Origin of the sequence: Agarivorans sp. 1_MG-2023, assembly GCF_030548385.1 — a bacterium.
GTDB lineage: Bacteria > Pseudomonadota > Gammaproteobacteria > Enterobacterales > Celerinatantimonadaceae > Agarivorans.
In genome coordinates this window covers 163,088-189,209 of sequence record NZ_JAUOSJ010000006.1, presented here as the reverse complement: position 1 = coordinate 189,209, position 26,122 = coordinate 163,088, and the positions used below count along the sequence as shown (strand labels likewise).

Genomic DNA, 26,122 nt, shown 5'->3' with positions numbered 1-26,122 from the left:
ATTGATATTATTATCTAAAAGAATAATTAAATTAGCATCATGGTCTAGCTTAAGCCAAATCCAACAATCTGAGACTCGACGATTTACACAAAAATCAACATAACACGCTACGGTCTATTTAAAATATAGAGTAAAGGACAGGTAAAAGCAGATTAATAGCATTTAAAATAAATAGGATAGGGTTTACGTTTCGAGGGATACATTCTGCCTACGAAACACAAAATGCTTTAAAAGAGGGTTAATTCCACCATCTGTAAACTCATCTAAATAAGGCTAAGGTTGCAAAAATAGTAAGAAATCTGTTCACCGCAATACTTGTTAACGAGGCTAATTTCATGCGTTATCTTTAGGCAAAAACAGCCACTAAACAAGAGACTTACAAGGCTAACTTAGGGATACTTGAATACTCCACCCTAGAAGAAGAACTTTGGCTATTTTCCTGAGTTTGCCATTCCGTTAGCCATAATAAAAACTCATCAGCTGGTAAGGCTTTGGCATACAAGTAGCCTTGAGCAAGCTCGCAACCTAAACCAAGTAACTTATTTTGCTGCGCTTCAGACTCCACACCTTCTGCGATAACCGGTAAAGAGAAAACTTTGGCTAAGCTAATAATGCCTTGAATCATGCGTAAATCTTTAGGGTCATTTAACTCATCTCGAACGAAACTGCGGTCAATTTTAATCAACTCTGCGGGCAAACTTTGTAAATAGGTGAGTGATGAAAAGCCGGTACCAAAATCATCTAAGGCAAAACTCACGCCCATCTTCTGACATTGCGTAATGGTGGCAGCTACCTTCTGCAGATCATCTAAAATGCCAGTTTCGGTAATTTCTAACTGTAAACAGTTTGGGTTAACACTGGGATATTTAGCGAGTTGCTGTTGCAAACGTTCAGCAAAGTTAGATTGTTGAATATGTAATGCACCAATATTAATGCTCAACTTAAAACGACAGTTTGATAGCTGCCAGCGCTGTAATTGCGCCAAGGCAGTATCGATAACCCATTCACCTAAATCAATGCTTAAACTGTGCTCTTCAATAGCATCTAAGAAACTCATTGGAGAGAGCAAGCCTTTCCTAGGATGCTGCCAACGTAACAACGCTTCGGCACCTATCACCTGGCCAGTCTTAATATTCACTTGAGGCTGATAAAATAGCTGTAGTTGCTGATTATTCAGTGCGTAAGCAAACGCTTTACGTTTTGCGTGGGAGCACTTAATCGCTTTGGCACTCTCGCTGTTATAAATAGAGTAGCAATTTTTACCTGCTAATTTAGCTTGGTACAGCGCTTGATCAGCTTGACGAATTAATTGGTCCGGTGCGAGCTCTTCATGATGGTTATCGGGATAAAAGGTGAGGCCTACACTGGCAGAAGTTATTAACTCTATACCATTGAGGGTAATCGGCTTTACGCAGTTTTCCAGAATACGGTCAACGAGTGTCAAACAGGCTTGCTGCTCGCTAGCACTGCAAAGTACTATTACGAATTCATCACCACCAAAACGTGCGATGGTGTCTTCAGCTCGAACGCAAGCTTTTAGCTGGGCGGCTAACTGTTCCAGTAAGCGGTCTCCAACATCGTGGCCAAGTTCGTCATTCACTCGCTTAAAATCATCGAGATCTAACATCATAACTGCAATTTGAGTATGGTTGCGCTGTGCGCGAGCTACTGCAAGGCTAAGTCGGTCTTCAAGTAACAGTCGATTGGGTAATTTTGTAAGGGGGTCGTGAGTAGCTTGATACGCTAATTGCCGTTCGCGCTTGTCTCTAAGTTTTGCTTCTTGTAAGGCTTCTATCCATCTACGTGCTAACACCCATACCAAAAATACCGGTGATAACAGCAGCATAATGATTAGTTCGTCTAACTCCCAGCTTTCATGAGCGCGCGAGAAGTTATATATAGATTCAAACGCTTCGAAACGCGCTAACAAAAAGCCTAAGGTTAAAATAGCCACTAAAGCGAAGATTAGTTCGGCTAATACCTTTAAATTTAACTTACTAGTTTGTCTATCCAAACTCAGTCCCTTGAGCTTTCATCTTAAATCGCGAAACGCGTTTTGGATCTATCATCAAAGTATGATGTAGAAGCATTAGCAAAAATGACTTTGTGATTAATGTCATATAATTGTAAAGTTAAAGTCTATTGCTTTAGGCTGAAGCTTACAAGCCTTAATAAGTAATCACACAAAATAAAAATCTATAATAATGATTAACTTAAGTTCGCCTCACTACTTTATCAGATTAATCCCCTACCCACTTTACAAGCTCATCCTCAGTCGGCACCTCAAATTTTTGCCAAAATTGAGTCATCATTTCAGGCGTCATTTTGTAGGCGTGTTGGTCACAATCACCATTACGCAAGTAAGCTCGTTCGCAACACCTTGCAAAGCTTACATTCAAATAGTGTATCTCATAATCAATAGCCAGCGATTCAGCCCACTGCATCATTTGTTCACGGTCAATACGTCTCCATAAGCCGCTATCTAGAACAACTGAGTTACCTAGCTTGATAAGATCAACGGCCGATTGCTGAAAAAGACGAGTAAGCGTGGCGACACGATGATCAAAGACTTCTCTCCCCATATGTTCACCAAATAATGGGATCATCCATTCGTCCATCGTGAAACGAAAAGCGGGCACTTGCTCAGCCAGTTTTTTTGCATAGGTGGTTTTACCCGAACCAATAAAACCACAAAGAAGAATGAGTTTAGCCACAACGAGTTACATGCTATTCCGACACACAACTTGCAGGTCGAGGCGTCCAGTCAACTTGCGTATAGTTACTGCCATCTAGCATAGCTACAAACCAATACAAATCGCTGTCATATGTTCCACTGTATCCATAGTAATTTGAAGACCAATAACCGGATCGAACAGGCCAGCCTTGGTTTACAAACATATTTCCATAGTCGGCAAACAGATCACTTAGCTCGAAACGTGTTGCTCGCCTCCAATTAGTTTTTCCATCAAAGACAATAGTATTCAAATCTAAACAAAAGCGGTCGTACTGCCCATTACCTACACCATCATTGCGAAACCTTACATAAGTGCCTTCAGGCCCATATTCACCGTCTTCCGCAATGGCTTGCCCATAGGTTAATCCAGTATTGGCGCCTTGATTCATAACGGTATACCCCATGGCGCTAACCACTGGTAAACTAGGCCCTGCGGTGAATAACTTGCCGGCAGCATTACCTGATAAACCTGTTGAATACATGATGCAATCACCCGATGCAGGGTTCGCTCCACAAACGGGCACTGTATCAACAACCAATAAGTTAGTCCCTGGGCTGTTTATTCCGTTGTAACTCACGGTAAACACTGCAGCACCCGTTGCAACAGCGACTGCATTACCATCGGTAACCGTCGCTATTGCGGCATTATCACTACTCCAATCAGCCAGTGAGGTAAGATCAGCCGTTGTATTGTCACTATAAACGCCGGTGGCGCTATAAGTACTCGCTCTACCGGTAACTAACAATTCGCTCGGCACACTAACCTCAATACTCGCCAACACCGCAGCGGTTACCGTTAAGCTAGCATTATTAATGGTAAAGCCCGCTAAGCTAGCAGTAATAGTGCTGTTACCTTCAATCACCCCTGTGACCAAACCATCAACCACCGTTGCGACTCCAGTATCGCTACTATTCCAAGACACAGAACTACTGATATCTTGGATACTATTGTCTGTGTACGTACCGGTTGCAACAAAACCTTGAGTATTACCCTTCGCAATACTGCTAACGGTAGGGGTAAGTTGAACACTAACCAGTTCTTCCGCTGTCACCGTTTGTGTAGCATTATTACTATGAATGCCTCCTAAGCTGGCACTGACTACGCTGACTCCTTGTGCTGTCGCCGTTGCTAAACCATCAACAATGGTTGCTATACTGGTATTGCTACTATTCCAAGCCACCAGATTACTGATATCTTGAGTGCTACTGTCTGTGTAAGTTCCTGTCGCAACATAAGGTTGGGTAATCCCTTTAGCGATACTGCTCGTAGCCGGTGTAATTTGAATACTGACTAATTCTTCAGCTGTAATCGTTAACGCCCCACTGTTACTGGTAATATCACCTAAGGTGGCACTGATAACACTATTACCCTCTATTACAGCTGTCGCTAAGCCACCTATAATAGTTGCTACACGTGTATCACTACTATTCCAAGCCACCAAGTTACTGATATTCTGAGTACTGTTGTCCGAGTAGATTCCAGTTGCGATGTAAACTTGGGTCCCGCCTTCTGGGAGAGAACTTAAAGCCGGCGTCACTTGAATGCTCACTAACTCTTCTTCTATCACCGTTAACGTTGCACTGCTACTTACGCCATGTAAGCTCGCACTTATTACAGTTGAGCCTTCGTCAACCGCTATTGCCAAACCATCAACAATCGTAGCTATATCTGTAGCGCTGCTGTTCCAAGCAACTAGGTGACTAATATCTAGGGTGCTGTCATCTGTATAGGTGCCGGTGGCGATGTAAACTTGGGTTCCGCCTTCTGGGAGAGAACTTAAAGCCGGCGTCACTTGAATACTCACTAACTCTTCTTCTATCACCGTTAACGTTGCACTGCTACTTACGCCATGTAAGCTCGCACTTATTACAGTTGAGCCTTCGTCAACCGCTATCGCTAAACCATCAACAATCGTAGCAATATCTGTAGCGCTGCTGTTCCAAGCAACTAAATGACTAATATCTAGGGTGCTGTCATCTGTATAGGTGCCAGTGGCGATGTAAACTTGAGTCCCGCCTTCTGGAAGAGAACTTAAAGCCGGCGTCACTTGAATGCTCACTAGCTCTTCTTCTATTACCGTTAACGTTGCACTGCTACTTACACCATGTAAGCTCGCACTTATTACACTTGTGCCTTCATCAACAGCTATTGCCAAACCATCAACAATCGTAGCAATATTTATAGCGCTGCTGTTCCAAGCGACTAGGTGACTAATATCTTGAGTGCTGTTATCTGTATAGGTGCCGGTAGCCACGTAAACTTGAGTTCCGCCCTCAGGAAGGGAACTCAAAGCAGGAGTAATTTGAATACTAACCAGTTCTTCTGCTGTTACAGTTAGCTCCACGCTATTACTGCTTACACCGTTTAAGCTCGCATTAATGTTTGTAGAACCTTGGCTTACCGCGGTGGCCAAGCCATCAGCGATGGTGGCCACATTAGTTTCGCTGCTATACCATTCAACTAAGCTACTTAAATCTTGCGTACTACTATCCGTATAAGTGCCGATTGCTAAGTACTCAGCATTGGTACCAAAAGCAATAGTATAATCGCTAGGGGTAACCTGAATAGACACTAATTCAGTATCAGTAACGTGCAATTCAACCAAATTACTTTGAACGTTGAGTAACGTCGCAGTTAAACCTATAAAACCTGGTAATAAAGTGGTTAAGCGGCCAGCATCCATGGTCGCTATGCCGCTATCGCCTAAAGTCCAAATAACTTGATCGGTGACATTCATAACACTGGAATCACTAAAGCTCGCTAAAGCTTGATAGTTATGGACTATTCCAACGGGGAGAGAGACTAAAGGAGGCGTGATTTGAATCTGGACTAATACCGCGTCAGTAACGTTAATACTCAACTGATTGCTTTCTATTCCGCGCAACATCGCTGAAATATCGGCGCTACCAACGGCCACTGCTGATGCTTTCTGATCCGCAACTTTAACGACAGTTTGGTTGCTGCTACGCCAACGCACCAGGTGAGTAACATCTCGGGTTGAACCGTCGAATAAGGTCGCCGTAGCCACTAACGACTGGCTAAAACCTTTTGGAAGGGAGCCTGGTGAACTATCACCATCAACGCTCCGAACGGAGACTTGCAGTTTTTCAACAGCGAGATCCCCAGTAGAGTCAAAGTAACAGGCATTTAGCGATAAAGAGAGAATTAACGCTAGACAACAAAACAGCATGTTATTCATAGGTATAAGCCTTATCCATATTGACCTAAATCATACTAGGCCAAACAAATATAAGCATCAACAAATAATCTACACAACCACAACAAAACATGAAGGTGATTGACGACTGCTTAGCAGGCCTTAAATTTTAACAAATTTGTCAAAGCGGCTATCCATGCACGCGCTGATATCTGTAGTAATAAATTGACCATCGTAATACAAGCTAAAAATAGTCGCGGGTGTTGGGCTAGCTTGCGCCTGCTCCGAGCTAGTAAATTTAACTAAGTGCAAGGTAATGTTTCGCTTTTTACAGCTTTCTTGTAGTGATTGGGTAACGTGATATTCAGCAAAGGGACAACGATTAGAATAATAAGCCACACATGCCTTTTCCTGCTGGCTCAAAGAGGGAAATTTAACATTTTGTCTAAAACAAGGTGATTTATGGCTTTGTTTTGAAGTGATATTTAGCGCAAGCAATATAAAGCCGTTTGGCGCTTCGTCTACCACTTTGAAGCCCTGCCGAAGTAACCACTTAGTATCACTCAAAAAATGATACTTTTTACGCCCTACTACAGTGACTAAACCAGCTTTATCTTGTTGCTTAGCAGCACTAAGAGCAGACGCCAATAAACGTTTACCATGGCCTTGTTTCTTATATTTTCCAGACACCCAAAAGCAAGCTAAAGCCAAATAATTGTCTGCTTCAATGGGCAGCCAAGCGTTTTCAGCAGGTTGATATTCAATGAATACCTTAGCCCGTTCATCGAGTCGCTCAAATACCAAACCATGATCGAACTGCTCCCTTAGCCACGCTTTTTTTGCCTGGTAACTTTCAGCACACTTTTTGTCCGAAAAGCCGCAGCAAATATGCTGTTCTTCAATATTAAGCGCGTTGAGTTTTAGGTAATCCATAGGCTTGACTCCATCTCTGTACGAGTATGGTTATTCTAACAGCCTACATATTAAGCACGTTGATATGACACAAAAAAGCCTCGGTAGCTTACGCTGCCGAGGCTATCATTTAACTCAGTAAAACTAGTTAAGGTCGATAGCTTTTACTAACTCTGCAATCGCATCCCAGTTTTGGTCTTTGATCAAGTTAGCTGGCACCATCCACGTACCGCCACAGGCCAGTACCGCATTAATGCTCAAGTAATCGTTAATGTTCTTAACCGATACACCACCAGTAGGCATAAATTTAACGGGGTAAACAGCGGTTAAGGCTTTTAACATGCCTACTCCGCCAGAAGGTTCTGCCGGGAAGAACTTCAAGGTATCTAAGCCCATTTCCATTGCTTGCTCAACCAACGATGGGTTGTTAACACCAGGAATAATTGGCATGTTGCGTTGCTGACAGTAGCGAACAGTGGTTGGATTAAAACCAGGGCTTACTACAAAATCAACACCAGCATCAATAGCTTGGTCTACTTGTGCACTGGTCAGAACCGTACCTGCGCCAATTAGCATGTCTGGGTAAGCTTCACGCATGTTAGCAATAGCTTGAGCTGCAGCAGGTGTTCTAAAGGTGATTTCGGCACATGGCAAACCATTTTCTACCAATACTTTTGCCAATGGCACTGCATCATCAGCGTTATCAATAGCGATAACAGGAATTACTTTAAGCGCTTGAAGTTGTTCATTTAAGTTCATGTTTTGTTCCTAGTTCTTATACCGCATCTGCGGTAAATAATAGCTGAATCTTTGGCATATGCGCAGCGTCAATTACCGCACCTTTATGCTGAATAACGGTACCTGCCACTTTGTGGCCGGTTAATGCGGCTTGCTCGGTGTTTGCACCGTGTAAACGTGCAACAAGGTAGCCAGCAGCAAATGAGTCACCCGCAGCATTAGTATCAACCACGTTAGTTACTTTGGTTGCAGGCACACTAATTGCGCCATCTTCGGTCACAATCAAGCAGTCTTTGCTACCGCGTTTAATGACTAGCTCACTAACACCTAAAGCTAGAGTGCGCTCTATGCACTGCTCTATATTCTCATCACCGTAAATTTCTTGCTCATCATCAAAGGTAAGCATGGCGGTATGAGTACAAGCTAATACTTTTGCGTAAGCTTCAATTGCTTGTTGCTTGCTCTGCCATAATGCTGGGCGGAAGTTATTATCAAAAACAACCTTAGCCCCATTGGTTTTACACTGAGCTAATACTTGGAAGAGTTTTTCACGAGATGCTTCAGGTAACACTGCGATGCTAATGCCAGATAAGTACACTACATCGTAGCTGCTTAGCTCTGCCAATAGCTCTTCGCTAGCTCTGTCTAACCAAAATTTTGCCGCTGAATCGTTACGCCAATATAAAAAGCTACGCTCGCCGGTTTCGTCTACCTGCACCATGTACATGCCTGGTATCTTATCGTCTAGTCGCTGCACTAAGTGGGTATCAATATTTTCAGCATGCCAAGTAGCGATCATTTGCTCGCTCAAGTTATCGCTACCTAATGCAGTAACATAACTTGCTTTGGCTTTTTCACTAATCCGTGAAAAATAAACAGCAGTATTTAGTGTGTCGCCACCAAAGCTCTGACGAAGGCCTTGCTCTTGCTGCTGTAGTTCTACCATGCATTCGCCAATAAAGGCGACTTTTAACTCAGTCATGAATGTTTCCTCTTAAGACAAGAAGTCCTCACGCGGTGGTGAGAAACAATCTACTAATACGCTGCCTTCTTCAAGCGCCACTGCGCCATGCATAAAGGTTTTTGGAGCAATATAGGCATCGCCTTTCTTAACGATTTTCTTCTCGCCGTTAATTTCAGCTTCAAAACTACCTTCGGCTACGTAACCAATTTGGTCATGCAACTCATGGGCATGCGGTGCGCCAATTGCGCCCTTTTCAAAACGTACGTGAACAACCATTAGTTGGTCTGTGTGCCCCACGATTTTACGTGTGATACCGTCGCCTAGGTCGTCCCAAGGTGTTGCTGCTGAATCAAAAAATGCTGTCATAATGTTTCTCGTTATGGTTAGTTTTCGGTTGTGCTTAAGGCAAATCCGTTTTTTATAAACCAAGGCTCGCCTAGTGCTCGCCTTGGTTTAAGCATCTAGCGTTTATTCCATCGTCGCTTCTGCCGGTAATTTTTTATTAGGTTTTCTTGCTGCTTGAACTAACAAGATACCCGCTACTAGTACAATAGTTCCACACAGTACAAACAAAGCTCTGCCAGAAATATCGTTTGGAATCATCGCCATAGAGATGATACCGAAGCCAGCTACGCTAATGAGGTTGCCCAACATTGAGCGCTGTTTAGTATCTAGGTTTTGCTGCTCTTCACTATTGGCATGTACTGGGGTATTCCAATCACGGAACAGCTCGGCCACTTCCGCTTCACGCTCTGGCGTACGGCCTTTGAAGAACATGGTTGAGGCTACAAAGAAGCCACCAGTGAACACTACGTGCGCCGCTAAGCTCAGACCCACTTTAAGATCTGCCCACTCACGACCAGTTAACGCTTGGTCCAAACCAAACCAGTTTTGAATGTCGTCTGCAGTTAACGCGATACCAAATACGTAAGACACCACACCACCCACAACTAAGGTTCCCCAACCTGCCCAATCAGGCGTATTGCGGATCCACATGCCGAGTAGCACAGGAATGAGCATTGGGAAGCCAATTAAGGCACCAATATTCAATACAATGTCGAACAAACTTAAGTGACGAAGTGAGTTAATGAATAGGCCGATAGAGATAATCACAATGCCCATGCAAATAGTGGCGGCTTTACTCGCTACAATCAGTTCTTTTTCGCTAGCTGCTTCTTTACGCACGATGGGTGAGTAGAAGTTACGGATAAAGATACCGGCGTTACGGTTAAGACCCGAGTCCATAGAGCTCATGGTTGCCGCAAACATTGCCGACATTAACAAACCCACCATGCCCGCTGGCATAACGTTTTGCACAAAGGCCAAGTAAGCTGCATCAGCACCACCTACCGAGCTATATGCTTCAGCAAAATCAGGCATATGGGCATTAACGTACCAAGGTGGTAAGAACCAAATAAGAGGGCCAACAATCATTAAGATACACGCTAGGCCTGCAGCCTTACGCGCATTATCACTGTCTTTAGCACAAAGGTAGCGATAAGCATTAATGCTGTTGTTCATTACACCGAACTGTTTTACAAAGATGAAAACAATCCATAGTAAGAAAATACTCACGTAATTAAGGTTACTGCCCATCACGAAGTCGCCATGGAAGTTACCAATAATGTTAGTTAAGCCACCACCGTGGAAGTAAGCCGCTATGGCACAGGTAATTGTTACCGCCATAATCACTAACATTTGCATAAAGTCAGACGCAACAACAGCCCACGAACCACCGGTTACCGCCATAATCACTAGCACTACACCAGTAAAGATAATGGTTGTTTCCATTGGGATGTTGAACACTGCGGCAACAAAAATAGCCAAACCGTTTAACCACACACCCGCCGAAATAAGGCTGTCTGGCATACCTAACCAAGTGAAAAACTGTTCAGAGGTACGTCCGAAACGTTTCTTGATGGCTTCTATGGCTGTTACCACGCGAAGCTGTCTAAACTTCGGTGCAAAATAAATGTAATTCATAAAGTAGCCAAACGCGTTGGCTAAGAACAAGATAACGATGGCAAAACCGTCGCTAAATGCTTTCCCTGCTGCTCCAGTAAAGGTCCATGCTGAAAATTGAGTCATAAATGCTGTCGCACCTACCATCCACCACAGCATTTTACCGCCGCCTCTAAAGTAGTCACTGGTAGAAGATGTGAAGGTACGGAACATCCAACCTATCGCAATTAAAAATACGAAGTAGGCCAGTACAACAACGATATCAATACTCATAGCCGCCTCTGAAGGTTAAAGTTTAATAAGAAAATGTAAGAACACACTTAGTCTAAAACAATTAAATTATATTGTAATACAAAAACACTTTATTCGTGATGAAGATCCAATTATTTTTCCTATACATTCAGTTGATGCGTTAAAAAGCACATAAAGCCAGAAATAACAACGAATACACAGATAAGCAGCAACACCACAAACATAAAATATAAAGAAAGATATATTGTGAGTAATCTCACTATTTTTTGTCCACAAGGATGATCTTACCCCTTATTTGTATTACTTTATAGCAATAAATTAATGTATTCAGAGGTTTTTAGATGCTTGCGACAACAAATGCAGTGCTACTCGACCAGCAAGAAATTACCGAGATTAGTGCGCAGCTTGGTACCAACAGCTTAATGGGTTTAAGCCTAGCTAAAATGATTAGCGATACTCAAACTTACATGGCCACCCCCATCGAAGTACCGGGACATGGAGAAGCCGGAGGCTACGAGCACAACCGTCACAAGCAAAACTACCAATACATTAATCAGGCGGGTCGTTTATTTCTAATCACTGGCGACAAACAATACGCCAAATTTACCGCCGAGATACTGACTGAATATGCCGACAAATACTTAGGCTTTGGCTTTCACATTCAACGCAATACCAACCCACCAGGTCGTTTGTTCCATCAGATCCTAAATGAACATGTGTGGTTACTTTACTCAAGCTTAGGCTATAGCTGCATTAAACACTGGTTGAATGATGAACAGCGCCAGCACATCGAAAGCAAACTATTCCAACCTATGTTGGATATGTTCACGGTAAAATACGGTCACGATTTTGATCGCATTCATAACCATGGTTTATGGGCAGTAGCTGCAGTAGCGATTTGTGGTTTAGCCATTGATAAACCAGAGTACGTTGAAATGTCTGTGCATGGCCTTAAAGGCGATGATGTAAGTGGTGGCTTTTTAGCGCAAATTAGCCAATTGTTTGCTCCTTCTGGTTACTACATGGAGGGGCCTTATTACCATCGTTATGCGATTCGCCCTCTGTGTTTATTTGCCGAAGTATTGCACCGCCATCGCCCCAGCCTAAATATTTTTGAATACAAAGACCAAGTGATTGGAAAAACCATTAAAGCTTTGTTAGCCACCGCCTACCCTAATGGTGTATTCCCTGCTTTAAATGACGCGTCTTTATCTATGGATATTAAAGACCAAGGCGTGGTGGTAGCAGTAAGTTTGGCTTACAAGCATTATGGCCACGATGACAAACTACTCGGCATGGCTAACATTCAGCAGCAAGTGTGGATACATGGTTGTGGATCAGCGCTTTCGCAAGGCTTTGAAAAATCGAACAATACCAGCCTGCCGCATTGGCCAAGTGTTGAATTAAACGAAGGACCAAACGGAGACCGCGGTGCTCAGGGCTTTGTTCGCCTTCAAAGCCAAGACGGTGACGTAAGCCAATTAGTTATGAACTATGGCCAACACGGTATGGGGCATGGTCACTTTGACACCTTAGGCATTAGCTTCTTTAACCGTGGCCAAGAAGTGCTTAAAGAGTACGGTTTTGGACGCTGGGTTAACGTAGAGCCCAAATTTGGCGGACGCTACTTAGATGAAAACAAGTCTTACGCGCGCCAAACTATTGCCCATAACGCGGTGGCAGTAGACCAAGATTGCCAAAATGACTTTGATGTAGAAACCGCCGACGCTAAACACGGTGTTCCACATTTCTTCGAAAACCAAGGTAAAGACCTGCAAGCGGTAAGTGCATTTGCCGATAACTTTTATCCTGGCGTGGATCAACAGCGCAGCTTACTGTTGATAAACGATGATGCCTTAGACGCACCTTTACTGTTAGATGTTTTCCGCATAAACAGTGAAGAAGAGCATAGTTACGACTACGCATTGCAATATCAAGGGCAAATAATTCGCTGTAACAGCGACTACCAAATGCATGGCGAACTCTCGCCAATGGGTAGCGACTTTGGTTACCAGCACTTATGGAATGTTGCCCAAGGCAAAGCCGCAAACAACAGCCTTGTTAGCTGGTTACAAGGCAATAGCTACTATTCGTGGATTAGCGCCAGTGAAGCCAACGACGAGCTATTCTTTACCCGGGTTGGTGCCAATGACCCACAATATAACTTGCGTAGCGAAACCAGCCTTATTCTGCGCCGCCAAGCCAAATCGACAGTATTTGCCAATGTGTTGGAAACACATGGTTACTTTAATGAAGCCGTAGAAGCGAGTACCAATGCTCGCGGTAAAGTAACAGAAGTAAAGGTGCTAGCCAGTAACGAAATAGGCACTGTGATTCAAATACTGGGCGAAAATATTCATTTCACTGTAATGCTAAGTAATCAGCGAAACGTAAGCGCCAATACTCAGCATTCTATAGAAACTCATCAACAAACTTATTGCTGGCAGGGATCTCTGGCGTTAGAAAAGAACCGAGGTTAATCATGACTTACCAACCACTATTGATAAGCTTTGAAGAAGCAAAAGAGCTCGCTAAGCATTTAAATACCGATTCACTTATTGGTCAATCTATCGCTAGCGAAATTGCCGCGTTAGAGGCATACATGCCATTAGGCATCGAGATCCCTGGTCACGGTGAAGCCGGTGGTTACGAACATAACCGCCATAAACAAAACTACATCCATTTAGATTTAGCCGGCCGTTTGTACCTGATTACTGAAGAACAACGCTACCTAGATTACGCACGAAACATGCTGGTTGAATACGCCAAGGTGTACCCTACTTTAGAGCTAAACACTAGCCGAGACACCAACCCACCAGGGCGCTTGTTTCACCAAACCTTGAACGAAAACATGTGGATGCTTTACGCCTCATGTGCTTACTCGTGTATTCGCCACAAACTCGCAGATGATGAACAAACATTGATCGAAAATGATTTGTTCAAATTGATGATTGAATTGTTTGTTGACGTTTATACCCATGATTTTGACATAGTACATAACCATGGTTTGTGGGCAGTAGCCGGGGTAGGTATTTGTGGCTATGCCATTCAAGACCAAACCAGTGTAGATAAAGCCTTATACGGCTTAAAAGGCGATAGCGTAAGTGGAGGCTTTATTGCCCAACTGACTCAATTATTTTCGCCAGACGGTTACTACATGGAAGGCCCTTACTATCACCGTTTTTCACTGCGCCCAATCTTTTTGTTTGCCGAAGCCATTGAACGTCGCCAACCAGAAATTGGTATTTATCAGTTAAAAGACCAAGTGATTAAAACCACCACTTACGCAGTAATGTCTACCGCCTTTCCAAATGGTGTACTGCCAGCGCTTAATGATTCCTCTAAATCTATGGACATTAATGACGAAGGCATTTTGATTGCGACCAGCATGTGTTTTAGCCGTTACCAACGCGATGCAAACTTAGTGGCGATGGCCAAGCACCAAGCTAAAGTGTGGATACACGCTTCGGGCGCTAGCTTGTCTGAAGCCAGCAATAACGCCGCAAACTTAGGTGGTTTTAACTGGGGCAGTTTAGTGTTAACAGACGGCGCTGAAGGCGATCGCGGCGGCGTGGCGATTCTACGCCACCGTGACACTATGCAAGATGACAGCATGGCGCTTCTATGGTTTGGCCAACACGGCAGTGATCATAAACTTCACTCGGCGCTAGACCACGGCCACTTTGATGGCCTGCACTTCAACCTATTTAATCGTGGCCAAGAAGTGCTACACGATTACGGTTATGGCCGTTGGGTAAACATTGAGCCTAAATTCGGTGGTCGCTACATTCCTGAAAACAAAAGCTACGCTAAGCAAACGATTGCCCATAATACCGTGGTGGTTGATTTCCAAAGTCAAAACCAAGGTGACACTGCAACCGCAGAACAAAAGTGGGGAGAGAAACACTTCTTCGTAAGCGGCAACAGAAAATTACAAGCGATGAGTGCGTTTGTACGTAACTACTACCCAGGTGTAGACCAACAACGCAGCGTTATAATGTTTGAAGCGGAAGGCTTTACTAAGCCATTGGTGCTAGATTTATTCCGCTTGGTGAGTGAGCAAGAACATAACTACGACTATACCCTGCACTACTCTGGTCACTTTATTCGCAGCGATTTTAACTACCAATGCAAAGCCACGTTAAAACCCTTGGGCGACGCACACGGTTACCAGCACTTGTGGCATCAAGCCACTGCAGAGGTAAACAACTCAAGCCTAATGACATGGCTACAAGGCAACAGTTATTACTCAGTAATAAGCTCAGCAACAGCGAACAGCCAAGTGATAATGGCCCGCACTGGCGCTAACGATCCTGACTTCAATTTACGCAGCGAGCCAGTACTGATACTTCGCCAGAAAGCTAAAGATCATTTATTTGCTAACGTATTTGAAACTCACGGCTACTTTAATGAAGCCATTGAAGCCAGCACTGATGCACGCGGCCAAGTATGTGCCGTAGAGGTTCTCACTCATAATAAAGTGGCGTCAGCGGTTGCGATTCATTTGGTGTCGGGTAAACACATTACGGTATGTGTGTCTAACCAAGCTAATGTGAAAAAAGATACTCAACATCAGCTCGAGGTTGACGGTAAAACCCTGCGCTGGAGTGGTCCTGTGTTCATTGCATAACAATTGTTATGTAAGCGCTTCTACAGCCTCGCTATCGCGAGGCTTTCTCTTATTCAACATTTATATTCAGATTCAAACTAGACAATAGCTTACTGATATAACGACATTTTCTGCTGGTTGCTCGTAACCACCCCATTCGCCAATAACTTCTCATACGACGAAAAACTAAAGCGGGCTAATGGACGATATTCTGGAACATCGCTTCACTCCGCGCTCAAAAAACCTAACAAACCTCCTCGTCATAAAAAGTTCACACTGTGAAATAGCATAATCAAAGACTTAGCAGAGTGTTCACTATTTAAACGACAAATTTAACCCAAATGGGGAATGGCTCATTTTCTAAACGAAAGATATTCTGCAGCTATACCTAATTAGGTATGACAATAAATCAGTACATTGTCACTAGCACGGATGCTTAATATCAAGGAATGAGGTAATGATATGACTGTAGTAATCACTCTCGCACTGCTCACTTTAATCATGTTGGCGCCAATTAAAATTGGCACTCAAGTATTAAAAATAGAACGCTCAGGCATGGATGTATGTTTTATTGCGGTCATCTTGGCCATTGCAGCCGGCATGCTAACCGATATTGTCATTGGCCAAGGGTTCTTCCCCACTTTGGTAGCAATAGTAGTAACCAGTATTTTGTTTTCACTGCTGTTTAAAACCACTGCAGTTGCAGGATTTGTTTTAGCCTTATTATCCACCGGGATCCAGCTACTATTCACCGTAGCAATTGTGGCATTTGGTGTGGCTATTGCGTATACCCTCTCTTGACTGGTACTTGTCTCCTAAGAAAAGGAAGCGGCTCGCTTCCTTTTTTATTTCCAAATTTTCTCTCAGTTACAACGAGTTGCTAACCCTATCGCAGCACACTTTGGCTTACAAAACCTCGCATCTTAAACGTATCACCGCTAACATTAAGGTAACAACATTGTTAAATTGATATAGAAATTGCAATCAGGTTTAAAACCATTGGTTGAATATCAGGGATGAGATGAAAAAGTTAACCTTTAGCGCCTTGTTATTTTCGCTGGCGAGCACCAGCGGTTTTGCAGAACAACAAACCGGTCCAAGGCTTGTGGCCTATCGCGACACCTATATTCTACTCGGAAAATATAACCCTAACCCGCCTGATCTTGGTGACTATTCTTCGGCCTTAGCCACAAAAGAAGCTGACAGTAATCGCGGTATCGATAACTTAGAAACAGAGTTTCAAATCAGTGGTAAGTTGATTGTAGGCGAGAGCCTGTTTAGCCAGCGAGACTACTTTAGTATTGCCTATACTCAACGAAGCTTTTGGCAAGTTTACAACAAACCATTCTCTTCCCCTTTTCGCGATACCAACTACGAACCCGAGCTAATTTATACTTGGCGACCTGATGAGTTTGCTATTGACGCGAATAAATGGCATCTGCGCTCAGCCAGTGTTGGTTTTAGCCATCAAGCCAATGGCTCTTATGGCGACTTTGATCGCTCTTGGGAGCGGATTTATGCTCAGTTTGATACATCCTACAACGACTGGTTGTTCTCCGCTAAACCTTGGATCCCGATAGGCCCAGAAGTTAATAATGGCGGAGACTTTACCGATTATTACGGATACGGCGAAGTTTCTGTAGCTTACTTATTTGGTGACAACCAATGTAACCACCGCGTCAGCGCTATGGGCAGAAACAATCTAAAGTCTGATAACAAAGGCGCAATAGATTTACGCTTTGCCTATTGTATAACGCCAGCGTTTTCGCTTTATGCCAAGTACTTTAATGGCTATGGTGAATCGATGCTTGATTATAACATTCACAATCAATCCTTCGGCTTGGGAGTAGCATTAAACCGAATTGGTGATAGACGCGAAATGATGTCTGATAGCAGCCAATGGACATTTGCTGGCATGAGCATATTTAGAGATAGTTATATTCTGCCTTTCAAGTACAACCCTTCCCCGTCGGTTCCCGACTTGGCAGGAGGCGTTCCAGGCCAGCAGCCCGACAAAGTAGAAGTGGAGTTTCAGTTTAGTTTTCGCTTAACCATGCCCTTCAACTTGTTTACCGACACCGACAATCTCAGCTTTGCGTATACCCAACAAACCTTTTGGCAACCTTATGAACGCTCTGGCGATTCAGTGAGGGAAACCAACTACGAGCCCGAGTTTTTCTATCAGTGGAACAGCAAAAAAGAGGCACGCAGCTCGGCTTGGTCGCCAGAATGGATACGTTTAGGTTTAGTGCATGAATCTAACGGTCAGACCCAAATACGTTCTCGTTCCTGGAATCGCATATATACCGAGTTTAGCTTCGACGCTAAGCCCGTCACTATTGCTGTAAAACCTTGGTATCGGTTTGAGGAAACAGCGGAAGAAGATGACAACCCCAATATGGAAGATTATTACGGTTACGGAGAGCTCACAGCCAAATGGCAAATCAATGACCGACATCGCTTAAGCTTTTTAGGCCGGAATAACCTAAAAAGCGACAACAAGGGCGCGGTAGACCTGCGTTGGTCTTACGGAATCACCCAAGAGCTAGCGCTGTATCTTAAATATTTTAATGGTTACGGCGAATCACTCATTGACTACAACAAACATAACAAAAGTCTGGGGATAGGCTTCGCTATCAACCAATAATCTCGTTGCTTGCAACAAACTGGTGGGCGTTAAAGTACCTTCTCCCCTATTCAATTTTCCAAACGCCAACTATATTGGCGTTTGGACTGTTGGAATGACAAAACCTAGCAGATTACGCCGAAGCCCTCGCTCATACGCTTAACAATAAAACCCTTGTTGTATTAAATATGTTAATAACTTTATTCTCAACAGCAAACACTTTACTATGCCTGCCACAAAATGCGGTTTAGCTCTAATCAGCAGTTGCCATTTCATAGCAGTGTTATTTGAGCACCAAGACTTAAGCGTAAACTGAGCTCCCATACAAGCAGAGAATCACATGGACAGTGAGTACAACTACAAACCACGTACCGTTTCAAAAAATGTAGACAAAGAGTTTCGTTTAGGTGAAGGGCGAATCAGCGGATTTTGCTCATTATTTCTAGGAATACTCAGCCTGCTAGCGGTTATAGCCTACCTATATCCTTCCATGCTGACTACCACCGAGTTAAGAAAAATCTATGACGCGGAGCAGTTACAACAGGTGCTTAAATACGGTATGTATACGTCAATCGTATTAGGTATTCTGACATTTTTGCTCAATAAAGGTGCTTACAAATATTTAGGTATTTCGGGAATACTATTTACAGCCGTCGCTTTTTTGTTAGGTGGATACAGAATTCCTGTAGGCCCCGTTGAACCCGCCGAGCTGTCACTGGGGATTGATTGGTTAATCTTGGCATTTTTAGGTTCCATCTTCATATTTTTAAGCTTAGAGAAGTTATTCCCTAAGTACCGAAATCAATTAATCATGAGGCCTGAATGGGATGTAGACTTGTTCTACTTTTCTTTTAATCACCTCGCTATTTCGGCCATACTCGTGTTTGCCAACTACCATGTCAGTCACTTTGACTGGGCTGTTAGCAACACCTTTCAAGAAAGCATTAGAAGCATACCTACCATTGTACAATTCGTCGTTATCGTGATTAGCGCCGATTTTGTTTTATATTGGGAGCATCGTGCTTATCACGAGTTCAAAGTTTTGTGGCCTATTCATGCGGTTCATCATTCGATTGAAAATATTGATTGGCTAGCAGGTTCGCGAGGACATTTCGTTCAAGTATTCTCAGAACGAGCGATGGTAATGATCCCCCTCTACTTATTGGGCGTTGATCAGGCCGCGCTGAATATATACGTTACCTTCGCCGCGCTGCAAGCAGTACTTATCCATTGTAATTTAGGTATTTCATTTGGCCCCCTAAAGTACATATTGGTTACGCCACAATTCCATCACTGGCACCATAGTTCGGAAAAACCGGCGATTGATACCAATTATTCTGCGCATACCGTATTATTCGACCGCTTATTCAAGACTTATCATTTTCCCAAACAACATTGGCCAGCAAGTTACGGCACAACCCAACGATTGCCTCGGACAGTAATAGGACAAACTCTTTACCCGCTCAAAGTGTGGTTAAAAAGACTAAAGACCAAACACACCGCTTAGGCTACAGACCACTTATTCCGCTTTGCTTAACCAGCGGAATGAGCGTTTTAGAAAAGCTGTAGCCTCTGTTTCAACAATCTCGCCATGTGCCATTACCAGAACCTTGGGCTGCCAATTGAGAATAGTAGCTAGATGATTGCGAGCTTCTGCTCTACCAAACATAAAGCTCAAACGCCAATCTATCGGCATTTTTCCGTCAGGCGCTAAAATCCCTACCCCTTTGGCAATCAATCGATGACAGCAAGAAAAATGCTCAATACTAAAATTTTCTACCAAGTCGGTAACAATAAGAACAGCTGATTTTTTATGGAAAAAGACACATTCTTGCATTGCGGGGGAGCCGGTGAACAAGGTTTGTTCTATAAACTCTTGCCACGGCCAATGCATATTAGCACTATTAGTTAACGCTCCGTCAAAAACCAAATCTCCGCGTTTGTTTATAACTTGCTCGGTGCCGTAGGTGCTGGCATTAGGGTAACGGCCCTGCCATTCACCAATAAAAAGGTGGTGTAAATGATTCGGGGCAATCAGGTATTTAACAATACCTAGAGCGCTTAATTGACTAGCTAACTGTTCACTAAAACGGATTGGGCTATGGAGCCACAGCCCGCCGTCATCAAGCCGAACAACGGTCATTCGCGTGGTGTATGGTAAGGTAAAAAAAGGAACGGCTTCGCCTTCCACTATCCAAATATCTTCAGCTAGCTTTCTCATTCCTCCCCCTGTCAGTTAAATAATTTAGAGACAACTCCAATAACCGCTCGAATATTCCCATAATAGTAAACGACTTAGTAAGAAACCTTACTCCACATCTTGTTCATCACCAACAATTTGATGCTCAACGGGGTTATCAAAACATCGAGCGGGGTTACCCACAGCAACAGAATTAGCAGGTACATCTTTAACCACTACCGCTCCTGCACCAACAGTTGTATTCTCGCCTATTTGAACACTGCCAAGAACAATAGCCCCGGCGGAGAGACGAACATGATTACCAATAGTAGGCAAACCAAAGTCACTACTTTGCCCTTTTGCTCCAACCGTTACCCCATGATAGATAACTAAGCTCTCAATTCGTTGGCTTTTTTATTTAGTACAATATTGCCCAAATGAGGTACAAGTAAGCTTTTGCCAATATAACTGAAACGTCAATTTGTTGATTCCTTGTTTTTATTAATCAGGCAACAAAAAAGCCTAACTCAAGAATGAGTTAGGCTTTTACAAAACGGTAGTTAAATACTAAGCCGCGTTATGCGATGGTAGGCGATGATTACTATTGTTTAACAAGGCCAAATTGGCATCGCGTGCTTTATCTGCGTTTCCGGCCATAATCGCATCGTAAATGGCTTTATGTTCTTCAATACAGGTGCCGCCATCTTTCGATGAGTGATCGATAAACCCAATAAACATGGTGCGTAATACATTAGCAAATGGAATATAGAAACTATTCCCGGTTGATAAAAATACCAAACGGTGGAACTCCATATCTACGTCGGTCCACGATGTTTCTAAATCTGCTCCAGAGGCAACATCAGCCATCTGTTGAAACACTGCAGAAAGTCCCATACGCTGTTCAGCACTGGCATTACGTGCGGCTAACGCAGCGGCTTCTGGCTCAATAGCTCGGCGTAACGCTAAGAAATCTTGATACGCTAATTCGGTGTTGTTTAAACCCATCATCCAATCAAGTAACTGGGAGTCTAAGAAATTCCAATACTCACGATCACGAACGCGAGTACCAATTTTGGGACGAGACTCTAACAAACCTTTTGAGTTAAGCAGCTTGATAGCTTCACGCAAAGCAGTGCGACTCACGCCAAACTGTTCACATAAATCAAGCTCGCCAGGGATAATACTGCCTTGTGGTAGCGCCCCCGATAAAATACCGCGGGCAATTTCGCGGGCCACTTGCAAATGAAGACTGCGTGATGAGCCCTCAATCTGAGTGAATTCGTTAGACATAGAACAACCTTTTCCAAATTTTGTGTTAGCAATGGCAACCCTGAGAATTACCATTGCTAACACAAATTAATACACATTTAGTATTACTAATACTACAGTAATTATTTTATCTCAGATACATAAAATACTAGCAAATGCAGGCTTGATCGCCTTATTTGTAACACTTAAAGACTAATCAAACAGCCGTTTACTTTTAAACTGACTCGGGAAATTAGTTACCTTAAATCTTTTACTCTTTTAAGTAACAACACTATCCGCCTTCATTTTTTTGTTGCAGCAGATGAGCCTCCTACCCACCAAAATGATCCAGTATTTAGCTTACGTAAGCTTCGCTAAGGTTAATGACGTGGTGAGATAGCGATGCAAAACGCTCGCGTTCCATATAGGTAAGAAAGCCAAACTATGGATTTGGAAGATTCTACTGATCAAACGGGGTGTTTGAATAAGTGTTAGAGCCGAAAAGACTATAGCAATCTACATCTAGACACTTTAAAAGAAAAAGCCACACAGCTAACCATGTGGCTTTTTATGATGCACTCAAGGATTTATCCCACCGCTACCAAATGCTTATTAGTAGGGGCTAAATACCCAAGGCTTGACCACCGCCAATTTGCACTGTTTCAGCAGTGATAAACGACGCATCTTTACTAACAAGAAAAGAGATCGTTGAAGCCACTTCTTCTGGTTGGCCTAAACGCCCAAGCAAAATGCTGTCCTTCCAAGAAGCAAAGACTTCTGGCTTAGTTTCTTTTATCTGAGCATGGAATGGCGTATCGATAGTACCTGGTGATACTGCATTAACACGAATACCAGCGGGCGCGAGCTCTTTAGCTAAAGCACGAGTTAAAGTATGAACCGCAGCTTTAGACACACCGTATATACCCGCTCCTGGACCGCCAGCATTCCAAGCGGCATTAGACGTAAAGTTGATAATCGAGGCATTTTCCGCTTTCTTTAAAAATGGAATGGCCGCACGCGAAACAAAGAACGCGCTATCTAAGTTAAGTGCCATAACAAAGCGATAGAATTCAGTGGTCATTTCTTCCATTGGACTACGCCCACCTAAACCACCAGCATTGTTCACCACAACATCAATCTGTCCAAACTTTTCGCCAATTAGATTTACGTTTTTGGTAACAGCAGCATCATCAGTGACATCAAATCCATAGTATTCAGCTTCAATACCTGCGTCTTTAAGTTGAGCAACACGCGCTGCGCCATGTTCGTCTTCGATACCATTAAGTACAACTGTGTAGCCATCTTGACCCAATCGCTTGGCGACTTGGAAACCAATACCACCTGTTGCGCCCGTGATTAAAGCAACTTTATTAGACATATCTACGCTCTCATTGATTAGTTAATCTAAAAGAAATAAATTATTAATTAATACAATAAGATTAAACATGTTTTTATTGTATTACAAATACTCAGTTCACATTTTAGAAGTTATAACGAAGCCCGATACGACTTCTTAGTTCCCTCTGGCTAGACTGATCAGATACAGATACATCACCAAATTCTAACCAAGGAGTCCAATCACCAATGCTGTAATGAATGGTAAAGTTGTTTTCATAGTTAGTTCTGTCGTTGTTGTACAACAGGTAATCTGAATTATCAGCGTAGTAGTAGTTACTCTCTAAGCCAAATGCCCATTGCTGATATTTATAACCAATGTTTGCGGTATAACGATGACGGTATTTTTTAACATCTTCGCCGGGTTTTACATCAAGGCGATAACGGCCACTAACAGACAAGCCCTTAACCTTCTCGGGTGTATAGGTTAAACGTAGTTGTGGTTTATAGGTTGTTCCTGAAGCGCCAAATTCAATTGGCATACCAGGTATTAACGCCCATTGGTCGTTTATTTTGTAACGATAACCGAGATCGATTTCGGATCCGTTTGATTGTAAATCTTCCATAAATTTGCCCTCTTCTCCCTTAAACTTTAACTCTAAAGCCATAGAGAAATTGTTTTCAAAGGTGTGGGCCATCTTCACTCGGCTAGCATGTTGTTTAGTGTCACTTTTATACTCGTGACGAAAGTCTACCGACGTTGCCATTGCATTTACGCTCAACAAACTTACGCCGCCAATCAACATAACTAGACTGCTAGATTTCATTATTTACTCTGTTTAGGATGAACTTATTTGTATTACAATACTATTTGTTATCACTTCCAAGTAAGAGGTGAATAAAATGTGATCACAATCAAAACGAATCAGTCAAACTGACGGCAACTTTGAGGTTGAGCAGATTTTTAGCCCGTAAGTAAAAGATTTTTTGGCACATTTAATTAACACAACATCAAGAGCATTCTGATGCTAAGTCAGTATAAGGTCTAAGAGAAATCATGCCGTTAAATAGCAAAGATAAATTGGCAAAATACAGGAGAGGCTATTCGAGCCCTGGCGGTCAAAAGCGAGGAGCTTTGCCACTCGAAGCAAATCTATTGGGAAATAAGCAGTGCCCGCTAAGTGAAACTTAAACAAAAGCTGTCTTCTACCGCTACTTACACCTGCATAGCAACAGTTACTTGAAAGACTAGTAACACCTCCATACCTAGTGCGCATAAAACGACAATTAAAGAAAACCACAAACGTTCTCTACAAAAAAGCCCCTCACAACTAAGTTGTGAGGGGCTCTGTTTTATCGCTTAAGCTAAAGAAGCTAACTTAAGGTGTCACCATTAATTATTGAGCAACAGTGAAGCCGAGTGATTCAGCGCGTGCAGCCACTTCTTCAGCAGTTAAGGTGTCTAACCAAAACGCAACATTATCGATAGCGCCTTCAAGGTTTTTCTGTGAACTGTTAGCGCCACCACCGATGTAAAGCTTGTCGCTTGTACTTTCGTTAGGTAAGAAGTCAGTAACTTCTTGTGTCGCGTCTTGAACACCATTTACATAGACGGTTGCAGTTGTACCATCGTAAGTTGCAACAATATGTGTCCATGCATCATCTTCTAGAGGAGTTGCACCAGTTACTGAAGTAGAGCTTGAGCCATTATAAATTCTTAATCGAGGAAGCAAAGTAGTCTCGTCAATAACTAGTTTATAACCTCGGTTACTATCAACATTTTCAATCAACTGTAAATCTTGACCAGCATCAGAGTTAAATGCAGCGTCAGTTGACTTGAACAGTATTTCAAAAGAAATTACACCATCAGCTGCTGCTAGTGGGCTCGTTGACATATCTACATCATCAATATAGTGGTAACCAAAGTTTCCACCTTCAGCTTGAGTAATTTGAACAGCACTTCCAGTATCAAATGCACCTGTCACAACTTCACGTGGGTTGTCACTTGATTTACTCATACTTAAGGTGTAGGCACCGATTGCAGCATCTCCATCAACGGTAGAAAACTCCCACTGATAGTTAGCAGCTGGCACATCAGGGTCAACGGGTGGGTCAACCGGCTCCTCACCGTCTGCAAACTGAGAAGCTCGCTCGGCGATTTGAATAGCATCTAACGCTTCAGCCCACGTTGCAATACTATCTACAGTACCTTTAAAGTTACGATCTTTGCTGTTAGCACCACCTAAGATGTAAAAATCATCTTCCGTGTTAAAGCCATAATCTACTGAAACATCGCGAGTATTATCTAACTTACCATTAACGTAAATTTTGATCGTGCCTGTTTCGCCATCATCAGCATCATACACAGCGGCTAAGTGGTACCAGTTGCCTGTTTCGAAAGCAGTTGCAGCGGTTACTTCAACAGTATTACCACCAGCGCCATATAGCTTAAAGCGAATAGTTTGATCAGAAGCTACATAGAAATTAAAGCCTTTATCGTTGTTACTGGTTTCCGCAAATTGAACTATTTGCATGTTCTCTGCAGCAGCAGTATTAGCATTAATTACCGCTTCTAAAGAGAACGAAGGTGACTCTTCTGTAGACAAGGTATCTGAACCATAAGTGACACCCTCAACAATTTCTGAAGAATCATACTTCAAGTAACCATAAGCACCTGAACCAGCGTTAAACTGATCAAAAGTTATCGCTGTTTCGTCAACACCGCCCATACCAGCGGCAGCAGTGAAGCGAACATCTTCCGATGATGCATAAATATCGTTTGCTGCTGTCCCACTATCGGACTCAAAATCACCACCCGAGAATTGGTACTCATTCACGGCATCAGGGATTTCAACACCTGGGCCTTCAGCTTCTTCAGCAGCAGCAATAGAATCCAGCACGGTTTGGTCAATAATTTCAGAACCGTTATCCGTGTATTCTACTGCATCTTTTGTATAAGAAATCGATAAGGTATCCCCAACAACTTCATATGTACCGTCTACATCACCATAACTAATAGTAGATTCCGACACTGTGTAAGCTTGCTGGCTATAAGTGTATAAATCATCAGTCTCGTTGTAAGTGTAAACTTTAAGAATATCATTTTCGAAGTAGTACACTTCAGGATATTCTGCTGAGGTAGGGGCTATAAGAGAAGTAGCACTTGTAATATTCCAAGTAACTTCCTCAATAGCATAGGTAGGCTCAGCTGGTGGAACGTACACCTCTGGTGCATCGAAACAGCCAAACATAAAAGTAGTGCTCATAGGGATTAGCAGCAGCTTAGACGCTTTCATTTAAACCTCCTTGTAGGAATAAATAATATTATTGTAATAGTTAAGGTACTAATGTTTCTGCGTAGCTTTTAAGTACTTAGGTGTTTTATTGAAGAATTAACACCGTTAG

19 protein-coding genes are annotated in these 26,122 nt (G+C 42.9%); 5 read left to right on the top strand and 14 right to left on the bottom strand.

Translation table 11 applies throughout. The features are described from left to right. Positions 1 to 376 precede the first annotated feature (376 nt). From Q4592_RS10995 to Q4592_RS10960, 8 genes are all read right to left on the bottom strand, one after another. Positions 377 to 2,014 carry a bifunctional diguanylate cyclase/phosphodiesterase gene (locus Q4592_RS10995; protein WP_303512843.1) on the bottom strand — a complete coding sequence of 546 codons (1,638 nt, stop codon included), beginning with the start codon at positions 2,012 to 2,014 and terminating at the stop codon, positions 377 to 379. Between the two features lie 226 nt (positions 2,015 to 2,240). Then, the gene (locus Q4592_RS10990; RefSeq protein ID WP_303512842.1) at positions 2,241 to 2,714 is read right to left on the bottom strand and encodes an AAA family ATPase; all 474 of its coding nucleotides are present in this window, start codon (positions 2,712 to 2,714) and stop codon (positions 2,241 to 2,243) included. Positions 2,715 to 2,727: 13 nt separating this feature from the next. Continuing rightward, positions 2,728 to 5,934 (bottom strand): Ig-like domain-containing protein, encoded by a 3,207-nt coding sequence (locus Q4592_RS10985; protein ID WP_303512839.1) that lies wholly within the window; start codon positions 5,932 to 5,934, stop codon positions 2,728 to 2,730. A gap of 120 nt (positions 5,935 to 6,054) precedes the next feature. Continuing rightward, the gene (locus Q4592_RS10980; RefSeq protein WP_303512836.1) at positions 6,055 to 6,825 is read right to left on the bottom strand and encodes an N-acetyltransferase; all 771 of its coding nucleotides are present in this window, start codon (positions 6,823 to 6,825) and stop codon (positions 6,055 to 6,057) included. Between the two features lie 123 nt (positions 6,826 to 6,948). Then, positions 6,949 to 7,563 (bottom strand): bifunctional 4-hydroxy-2-oxoglutarate aldolase/2-dehydro-3-deoxy-phosphogluconate aldolase, encoded by a 615-nt coding sequence (locus Q4592_RS10975; RefSeq protein ID WP_303512834.1) that lies wholly within the window; start codon positions 7,561 to 7,563, stop codon positions 6,949 to 6,951. A gap of 16 nt (positions 7,564 to 7,579) precedes the next feature. Next, entirely contained in the window at positions 7,580 to 8,524 is a 945-nt protein-coding gene (locus Q4592_RS10970) for a sugar kinase (protein WP_303512831.1), read from the bottom strand. Between the two features lie 12 nt (positions 8,525 to 8,536). Next, positions 8,537 to 8,872, bottom strand: coding sequence for a cupin domain-containing protein (locus tag Q4592_RS10965; protein ID WP_303512829.1), 336 nt, complete (start codon positions 8,870 to 8,872; stop codon positions 8,537 to 8,539). Between the two features lie 102 nt (positions 8,873 to 8,974). Beyond that, on the bottom strand, positions 8,975 to 10,741 hold the full coding sequence (locus tag Q4592_RS10960; protein ID WP_303512827.1) for a transporter: 1,767 nt from the start codon (positions 10,739 to 10,741) through the stop codon (positions 8,975 to 8,977). A gap of 320 nt (positions 10,742 to 11,061) precedes the next feature. Here Q4592_RS10960 and Q4592_RS10955 point away from each other — a divergent pair, with 320 nt between their 5' ends. The 5 genes from Q4592_RS10955 (at position 11,062) to Q4592_RS10935 (ending at position 19,462) form a co-directional block, all read left to right on the top strand. Further along, entirely contained in the window at positions 11,062 to 13,200 is a 2,139-nt protein-coding gene (locus Q4592_RS10955) for a heparinase II/III family protein (protein ID WP_303512825.1), read from the top strand. Positions 13,201 to 13,202: 2 nt separating this feature from the next. Further along, positions 13,203 to 15,350 (top strand): heparinase II/III family protein, encoded by a 2,148-nt coding sequence (locus tag Q4592_RS10950; protein WP_303512823.1) that lies wholly within the window; start codon positions 13,203 to 13,205, stop codon positions 15,348 to 15,350. A gap of 441 nt (positions 15,351 to 15,791) precedes the next feature. After that, positions 15,792 to 16,130, top strand: coding sequence for a hypothetical protein (locus tag Q4592_RS10945; RefSeq protein ID WP_303512821.1), 339 nt, complete (start codon positions 15,792 to 15,794; stop codon positions 16,128 to 16,130). 220 nt (positions 16,131 to 16,350) lie between these two features. Beyond that, a complete protein-coding gene (locus Q4592_RS10940; RefSeq protein ID WP_303512819.1) occupies positions 16,351 to 17,976 on the top strand; it encodes a phospholipase A in 1,626 nt (541 codons plus the stop codon). A 319-nt stretch (positions 17,977 to 18,295) separates the two neighbouring features. Next, positions 18,296 to 19,462 (top strand): sterol desaturase family protein, encoded by a 1,167-nt coding sequence (locus Q4592_RS10935; protein WP_303512816.1) that lies wholly within the window; start codon positions 18,296 to 18,298, stop codon positions 19,460 to 19,462. A gap of 12 nt (positions 19,463 to 19,474) precedes the next feature. Here the strand turns inward: Q4592_RS10935 and Q4592_RS10930 are convergent, their stop codons facing one another. From Q4592_RS10930 to Q4592_RS10905, 6 genes are all read right to left on the bottom strand, one after another. Next, complete coding sequence (locus Q4592_RS10930) at positions 19,475 to 20,176, bottom strand: DUF4336 domain-containing protein (RefSeq protein WP_303512813.1); 702 nt, start codon at positions 20,174 to 20,176, stop codon at positions 19,475 to 19,477. Between the two features lie 87 nt (positions 20,177 to 20,263). Beyond that, on the bottom strand, positions 20,264 to 20,470 hold the full coding sequence (locus Q4592_RS10925) for a hypothetical protein (protein WP_303512808.1): 207 nt from the start codon (positions 20,468 to 20,470) through the stop codon (positions 20,264 to 20,266). Between the two features lie 231 nt (positions 20,471 to 20,701). After that, entirely contained in the window at positions 20,702 to 21,424 is a 723-nt protein-coding gene (locus Q4592_RS10920) for a FadR/GntR family transcriptional regulator (RefSeq protein ID WP_137674678.1), read from the bottom strand. A 580-nt stretch (positions 21,425 to 22,004) separates the two neighbouring features. Continuing rightward, positions 22,005 to 22,760 (bottom strand): SDR family NAD(P)-dependent oxidoreductase, encoded by a 756-nt coding sequence (locus Q4592_RS10915; protein WP_303512802.1) that lies wholly within the window; start codon positions 22,758 to 22,760, stop codon positions 22,005 to 22,007. A gap of 103 nt (positions 22,761 to 22,863) precedes the next feature. Further along, complete coding sequence (locus Q4592_RS10910) at positions 22,864 to 23,544, bottom strand: oligogalacturonate-specific porin KdgM family protein (protein ID WP_303512800.1); 681 nt, start codon at positions 23,542 to 23,544, stop codon at positions 22,864 to 22,866. A gap of 570 nt (positions 23,545 to 24,114) precedes the next feature. Continuing rightward, positions 24,115 to 26,013, bottom strand: coding sequence for a LamG domain-containing protein (locus Q4592_RS10905; protein ID WP_303512797.1), 1,899 nt, complete (start codon positions 26,011 to 26,013; stop codon positions 24,115 to 24,117). Between the last annotated feature and the right edge of the window lie 109 nt (positions 26,014 to 26,122).